This window comes from Arenibacter sp. F20364 (assembly GCF_023015905.1).
Taxonomy (GTDB): domain Bacteria; phylum Bacteroidota; class Bacteroidia; order Flavobacteriales; family Flavobacteriaceae; genus Arenibacter.
Genome location: NZ_JALKBD010000162.1, coordinates 1 through 383, shown reverse-complemented (window position 1 = coordinate 383; position 383 = coordinate 1). Strand labels below are relative to the sequence as shown.

The following is a 383-nucleotide window of genomic DNA, read 5'->3' as shown; positions in this document are numbered from 1 at the left end:
AAGGTATTGGTTACGGATGCAGTGGGAACAGTGGAGTGGATCGACAAGTCGAGCTTTGCCGCTATCGCCGACCAGGTAACGATAACCGGAGCTGGAACTACCTTGGATCCTTTTAAAGTAGAGGACCTTTCGATAGTAACTGCCAAATTAGGTGCCGATGCGGTTACCAATGCAAAATTGGGCGATAACGCGGTACAGACAGAAAACATATTAAGTGGAGGCAACGACAAGGTTTTGGTTACCGATGCGGTTGGAACGGTTGAGTGGATCGACAAGTCGAGCTTCGCGGCCATCGCAGATCAAGTAACTATAACAGGTGTTGGTACTACTTTAGATCCTTTTAAGGTGGAAGACCTTTCCATCGTTACAGCGAAACTTGGGGC

Annotated in this window: 1 protein-coding gene; it reads left to right on the top strand. The window is 48.0% G+C overall.

The window, feature by feature from the left end:
- Positions 1–383, top strand: a 383-nt coding sequence (locus MWU84_RS24155) for a hypothetical protein (protein ID WP_246906616.1), incomplete at both ends; no start/stop codon positions are given.